The sequence below is a fragment of the Lapillicoccus sp. genome, assembly GCF_036559105.1.
Taxonomy (GTDB): Bacteria; Actinomycetota; Actinomycetes; order Actinomycetales; family Dermatophilaceae; genus Lapillicoccus.
Window position 1 is genome coordinate 44644 of record NZ_DATBTV010000116.1, and the last position, 6500, is coordinate 51143.

Here is a 6500-nt window from a genome sequence, read left to right on the forward strand (position 1 = left end):
GGACCGTCAGACCGGTGCGGTCTCGGCACTCCGCGCGCGGTCCCCGGGCAGTCTGCGGTCGGCCCAGAGAGCGACGGCCGCGAGGACCAGGAACAGCACGGCGATGCCCGCGCAGTTGACCAGGACCCGCGCCCAGCCGATGACGTCGGCATTGAGGAACGGGTACGGATACCAGTGGGTCAAGGGCGCGAGGGCGAGCGTCGCGACGAGCCAGAGCACCGGCCAGATCAGCGACGGCAGGATGTCGCGGCGGGTCACGAACCCTCTCGGGCCGAACGCGATCCAGCCGACGAAGGTCAGCAGTGGGACGACGATGTGCAGCAGCCGGTCGCAGATGAGGTTGGCGACCGTGTAGTTCGGTGACGGGGGCAGGGCGACGGCGGCCACGACCCCGGTGACGGTGATGCCGATGAGGGCCGCGAGCCGCAGCACCCGGAACAGCTGGGTCTCGGTCCGTCCGGTGACGAGCATGAACATCGAGATCGCGACCAGGAGGTTCGCCTGGATCGTGAAGTAGCTGAAGTAGCGCCGGACCTGCTCGGGCAGCCCGCTGGTCACGGACGACGAGTCGAGGATGTTCTGGCCGAGCAGGATGAGGATCAGCTGCAGCACCAGGGCGATCACCGCGACGACGAACGCCACGATGTGCCAGGTCCGCCCGAGCGAGGACCGCGTCATAGGCGCGAGAGTACGGCTCGCGGGCCTCGTTCCGGGCGAACGGTATGCGCCGTCAGCGGGTCGGGCTGAACGGCGCCAGCTCGGCGGGCGTCCGGCCGCTGACCATCTGCTCGGCCAGCAGGCGCCCGGTGGCCGGGCCGAGGGTGATGCCCCACATGCCGTGGCCACCCGCCGCATACACGCGCGGGGACCGCGTGGCGCCGATGAGCGGCAGCCCGTCGGTGGTGCACGGCCGCGAACCGACCCACTCGTCCTCGCGGGCGTCGAGGTCGGCCCCCTGCAGGAACGGCCGCGCGGCGGCCGCGATGGCCTGGACCCGGCGCTCGTCGAGACGCGCCTCGGGGGAGCGGAACTCCATCATCCCGGCGACGCGCAGGCGGTCGCCGAGCGGCGTGCAGGCGACGCGCTGGGCGGGCAGGTACACGGGACCGTCGGGGACGCGGTCGACGGGGACCGAGAAGCTGTAGCCGCGACCGGCCTGGACCACTGACCGCACGCCGAACCGGCGGGCCAGCTGGCCCATCCACGCACCGGTGGCCAGGACGGCGGAGTCGAACTCCTCGACACCACCGGTGGTCACGACGCGGACGGCGCGGCCGGCATCCACGATGTCGAGGACCTCGGAGCTCGGGCCGGTGGCGAGCTTGCCACCGCGAGCGATGACGGCGTCGGCGAGAGCGTGCACGAAGGCGCCCGGGTTGATGAAGCGTTGGCCGCGCAGACGGATCGCCGCGCCGACCTCGTCCGACAGCACCGGCTCGATGGCTCGCGCCTCGTCTCCGGTGAGCACGTCGAACTCGATGTCCTGGCCGGCGGCGTGGATGTGCTCGATCTCCTCGAGCAGCGTCCGGCGCTCGTCGGCGGTGCGGTAGGCCGCGAGGAACGACGACGTCTCGACGGTCTCGGCGCGGACGCCGCCGGCCTTGAGGAGGTCGAAGCTCTCGAGGGCCAGCCCGTTGATGGGGACCAGCTTGCCCATCGACTCCCGCCAGTGGCCGGCGGTGCTGTGACGCGTGAAGCCGGCGACGAACTTGAGGAACGACGGGTTCGCGCTCGGGGGCACGTAGACCGGGGAGTTGGGGCTGAGGACCGCACGGAGGCCGTACTTGAGGACGGCGGGCTCGGGCAGCGGCGTGGTGATGCCCGGTGTGAGCCAGCCCGCGTTGCCCCACGACGACCCGGCGGCGACGCCCTCGCGGTCGATGACCGTGACCTCGACGCCACGCTCCTGGAGGAACCAGGCGGTGGCGAGCCCGACCATGCCGGCGCCGACCACGGCGACCCGGTGGGGTACGTGGTGCGGAGTGTGGTGGGAGACGGAGCGTCCGGCGGCGGTGACGGGCATCGGGACCTCTTTCGAGACGAGCGGGTATGCGGTGGGTTGTCCCCCAGGATGCCGACGGCGTCGTGAGTCCTCGTTGTACGCTCAGCACAATCACTCAGCATGAGATCAGGCCTAAAGGACGACGGAAGGGCGGGCCGTGGTTGCTGTCGCCGATGTCGTCGACGCCCTGGGCGGAGGGCTGCTGCGCACCCTCGTGCCGGCGCCCGGGGTGTCCGTGACGGACGTGGTCATCGCCGAGCCCGGCGACGGGGCGGCCGACCTGCGCGGCGACCTCGTCATCGGGGCGGGGGTCGCCGACGCGACCGACGCGGTCGAGCTGGTCGAGCGGGCCGGGCTGGCCGGTGCCGCCGGCGTGATCCTGCGCCGAGGCACGGCCCGCGCTCGCGGTGTCCGAGCCGCGGCGAAGCGCTCGGGCGTCGCCCTGTTGGAGCTGGACGACTCGGCCTCGCTCGTTCACGCGGTCGGTGTGATCCAGGGGATCGTCGACCGTGCCGCCGCTCCGGACTCCGTGCTGGTCGACCCCGGCGGCGAGGCGGACCTCCTCGCGCTCGCCGACGCGGCCGCAGCGCTGGTCGACGGACCGGTGACCATCGAGGACGCGCAGTCCCGGGTCGTCGCCTACTCGACCCGACAGGACGTCACCGACACCGCGCGCGTCTCGACCGTCCTCGGTCGTCGGGTCCCCGCGCCGGTGATCGCCTACATGCGCTCCCAAGGCGTGTTCCGCCGGCTGGTCCGCTCCGACGAACCGTTCCTCGTCCCGCCCGGTCCTGGCCTGGAGAAGCCACGCTATGTCGTCCCGGTCCGAGCGGGCGGGGAGTGGCTCGGCTCCATCTGGGCGGTGATCGACCGGACGCCGCCGGACGACGCCGTGGCCGAGCTGCGGCGGACCGCCTCGGTCGTGGCCCTGCACCTGCTCCGGAACCGGGCCCTGGCCGACCTCACGCGTCGGCTCTCCGCCGAGCGGCTCCGCACGCTGCTCGGCGGCGGACCGGTCGATCCCGCGGCCGCGGCCTGGCTGCCGCCGGGACCCTGGCGCGCGGTCGCCCTCGGCCCCACCGGACCGGTGTCGGCCTCAGTCGGCGTCGACGCCGACCTCGACGTGTGGGAGTCCCGGTTCCGGCGACGAGGTTGGCGGCAGCCGCTGCTCACCGAGCTCGGTGACCTGCCCTACGCCGTGGTGACGACCACTACCGAGCCGGGACGTCCCGCGGCAGCGGGCACCTGGCCGTGGCTCGCCGCCCTGGCCGCGGAGGCCGAGGAGTCGGACCCCTCCTCGCCGCCCGGCTGGGTTGCCGCCGGAGTGGTCGTCGGTGCGCCCGTCGATCTCGCCGCGTCCGCGCGCAGCGCCGCGCAGGTCGCCGGGCTTCGCCAGGACGACCCGGCTCTCGGTCCGGCATCGACCGCAGAGGACCGGTGGGCGCGCCTGACGGTCGACCGGGCGGTGAGCGCGATCACCGGGCCGGGCGCCACGCCGGCCGCGCTCGCCGGCCCGGTCACCGCCCTGGCGGACCACGACCGTCGGCGCCACACCGCATACCTGCGGTCGCTCGCCGCTTGGCTCGACCATCCCGGCGAGCCGACGGCGGCCGCGAAATCCCTTGGTGTGCACGTCAACACGTTGCGCCACCGGATGGTCCGGATGAGCGAGGTCGCGCCGCTGCGACTGGACGACCCGACCGAGCGGCTGGCGTTGCGCCTCCAGCTCGCTGCCGTCGGAGTGTGAGCGTCAGTCGGCCCAGATGTTGTCGTGGTAGCGCATGAACTCGTCGTCCTCCGCATCGGTCATCGTCTCGCCGGCCGCGCGACGGGCGAGACCCTCGAAGTACGCCTCGCGCGGGGCGCCCGGCGCGAAGTGCAGCAGCATCGTCGCGCCGGTGCCCTCGACGTTCTTGAACCCGTGCAGACCTCCCGGCGGCACGTTGGCGAAGTCGCCCGGCCGCGTCGTCACCCAGCGGGTGCCGTCGAAGATCTGGACCTCGCCGGTGAGGATGTAGAACGACTCGGCCATGGTCCGGTGGAAGTGGGGGTCCGGGCCGCCGACGCCGGGGCCGAACTCCCAGCGGTAGAGCCCGAACAGTCCGTCGGTGGCGGCCCCGGTGGCCAGGTGGTGCACGCGGGTGCCGTTCGGATAGACCAGCTCCGGCTCGTGGCCGGTCGGCCGGATCGTCGCAGAGACCTCGCCGGACTCCCCGGTGTAGCGGACGGGTGGGTATGCGGGCAGCTGGGTCACGTCTCCTGCCTACCAGAACCGCTCCGAGCCACTCGGGTCACTTCGGGCTACTCCGGGCTCGGACGGCTGTTCTTCGCGTAGCCGGTCGCCTCGTCGACGACCTGGTCGACCATCTCATCGGTCAGCTGCGCGCTCCGGCGCCGCACCGCCTCGGCGTCGGCCGGGTGGAACCGTGCCCACTCCGTCGCCATCCGGTCCTCGAAGTCTCCGACCATTCGGTCGATGCGCTCGTCACTCGCCTGGCGCTCGGCGTCCACCGCCCGCCGCACCACCTTGGCCGTGGTGTCGATGATCCGCCGCTCCAGCAGCACCACGAAGCCGACCAGCAGGAGGGTCGTGCCGACCCCGGCGAGCACGCTCGCCGCATACGCCGTGCGATCGGTCGGCGCGACCAGCGCGAACCCCGCCGCGATCCCGGCCAGCCCGAGCACGATGCACCCGATGATCCAGCCCCAACGGACCCGCGTCCGCGGCGTCGTCGAATCGGTCACCGCACCAGCCTAAAACGGCACGCGACCGGGACTAGAAGTGGACTAGAAGGGCGGTGGCTCGCTGTCGACCGCGGTGACCGGGCGGCTCAGCTGATCGTCGTAGCGGAAGCGGTGGCTGAGGTAGTCGCGACCGGAGACCGTGGTCCATCGCGTGGCGCCGCCGGGGCCTGGTCGGGCCTTCCAGGTGCCCCGCGTCTTGTGGTTGTGATGCCGTCGATGCCGGGACTTGAGGTTGCGGACCGTGGTCGTGCCGCTCGGCCACCCCACCTCGTGGTCGACATCGCAGCGGTCGGCCGGGACGGTGCAACCGGGTGCCTGGCAGATCCCGTCGAGAGCGGCCACCTGCTGCGCCATCCGCCGGGTGGGGCGGTAGCGCGTCGTCGACAGCTCCAGCGCTGTCCCCTCGACGGGGTCGGTGACCAGGCGACGCCAGACCGAGCCGGTGGCGGTCGCGATGCTGCGGGCGACTGACGCGGGCACGAACCCGTGGCCGGGGATCTCGCCCGGCTGGTCGTCGAGTCCGAGCATCGTGGTCAGCGCGACGACCAGGTTGACCCGGGCCACGGGCGCCTCGCCCGCGAACGTCGGCCGGGCCGCCTCAGGCACCTGGTCGGGGGAGGCCCAGCCGACGAGCAGCAGGTCGAGGGCCACGTCGGAGCGCAGCTGCGCGAGAGTCCGCGCGTCCCCGCCCGACCGCAGGCTGCGGGCCAGACCGTCGACCCGGTCCAGGGCCGCGGTCACCCGACCGGCCTCACCGGTGACCGTCAGCCGCCCGGCCCCGTCCGGTTCGAGCCACCCATAAGCACACCGACGCCGCACGGCGTCCGCTCGGGCCTTGGCCGGGTCCGGCGTGTGCACCGCCACCTGGCGGCGGAGCTCGCGGACGAATGACCGGTGCGAGCGGACCGAACCGTCGGTTATCGGAGCCAACAGTCGCAGCGTGACCGCCCGGCAGACCTCGGGGTCGAGCGCCGACGCCGCCTCCGCGATGCGCAGCGACCGCTCGAGGTTCACCCCACCACTCGTCAGCGCCTCCAGCAGCGGGGTGAACCGCTGCTCGGCATTGAGCGCCAGCTCGAGCCGGGCGGCGACCTGGCCCTCGGGCAGCCCGGTCGCCAGGGCCACCTCGTCCACGGCCGCCGTGGTCGTCTCGGCGACCACGGCGGCATACGACAGCACACCGTCGTCGTACATCGAGATGCTGTCGGCCTGCTCCTGGACGACCATGCCGACCGCCTCGTGCAACCGGCGCAGCGCGGCCAGGCCCTGCGCGTCGGCCCACGCCTTGACCGCCTCGGCGGCCTCGATGACCCGCAGCTCCTCCTCGACCCACGCCTGCGCCAGGTCGGTCACCGGCCGGTCGTGGAACGAGGCTTCGACCGCGGCCCAGCGTGCCCGTTCGGCGGGCGTCGCCTGCACGTCGTCGTCGCGCGGCATCACGCCCAGACCCAGCGCCGGCCACCCGTCCACGATGCCTCCCCAGTCGAACTGATGTACGAATCGTACCAAGAACACCAACACCCCGTCAACGCCCATCGACGGCCAAAGCCATTGAACGTCAACGTGATTCGGCCTGATCGCCCTCCCCTGGCCGCCCTCTGACGAGTCCCTCCTACGCTGGGAGCGTGGACTACGGACAGGAGCTGCAGTTCGGGCTGTTCCCGACGCCCAACGCCGCCGAGCTCGACCACGTGCTGCTGCTCGCGGAGATCGCCGAGGTCAGCGGTCTCGACCTCGTCACCATCCAGGACCA

General features: G+C 72.7%; 6 protein-coding genes. 1 reads left to right on the forward strand and 5 read right to left on the reverse strand.

The annotated features are described in order from the left end of the window. Positions 1–6 precede the first annotated feature (6 nt). Both VIG79_RS14855 and VIG79_RS14860 read right to left on the reverse strand, forming a co-directional pair. Positions 7–678: a Pr6Pr family membrane protein gene (locus VIG79_RS14855; RefSeq protein WP_331887025.1), complete on the reverse strand. Its 672-nt coding sequence runs from the start codon at positions 676–678 to the stop codon at positions 7–9. Positions 679–730: 52 nt separating this feature from the next. Beyond that, the gene (locus tag VIG79_RS14860) at positions 731–2023 is read right to left on the reverse strand and encodes an NAD(P)/FAD-dependent oxidoreductase (RefSeq protein WP_331887027.1); all 1293 of its coding nucleotides are present in this window, start codon (positions 2021–2023) and stop codon (positions 731–733) included. Positions 2024–2159: 136 nt separating this feature from the next. On the opposite strand from VIG79_RS14860, the gene VIG79_RS14865 reads away from it, so the two are divergent. Further along, on the forward strand, positions 2160–3749 hold the full coding sequence (locus VIG79_RS14865) for a helix-turn-helix domain-containing protein (protein WP_331887029.1): 1590 nt from the start codon (positions 2160–2162) through the stop codon (positions 3747–3749). A 3-nt stretch (positions 3750–3752) separates the two neighbouring features. Here the strand turns inward: VIG79_RS14865 and VIG79_RS14870 are convergent, their stop codons facing one another. The 3 genes from VIG79_RS14870 to VIG79_RS14880 are packed head-to-tail and all read right to left on the reverse strand — an operon-like array spanning position 3753 to position 6217. Further along, positions 3753–4256, reverse strand: a complete 504-nt coding sequence (locus VIG79_RS14870) for a cupin domain-containing protein (RefSeq protein ID WP_331887031.1) — start codon at positions 4254–4256, stop codon at positions 3753–3755. A gap of 47 nt (positions 4257–4303) precedes the next feature. Continuing rightward, positions 4304–4747: a hypothetical protein gene (locus VIG79_RS14875; RefSeq protein ID WP_331887033.1), complete on the reverse strand. Its 444-nt coding sequence runs from the start codon at positions 4745–4747 to the stop codon at positions 4304–4306. 42 nt (positions 4748–4789) lie between these two features. Beyond that, a complete protein-coding gene (locus tag VIG79_RS14880) occupies positions 4790–6217 on the reverse strand; it encodes an HNH endonuclease (protein WP_331887035.1) in 1428 nt (475 codons plus the stop codon). Positions 6218–6500: the final 283 nt, after the last annotated feature.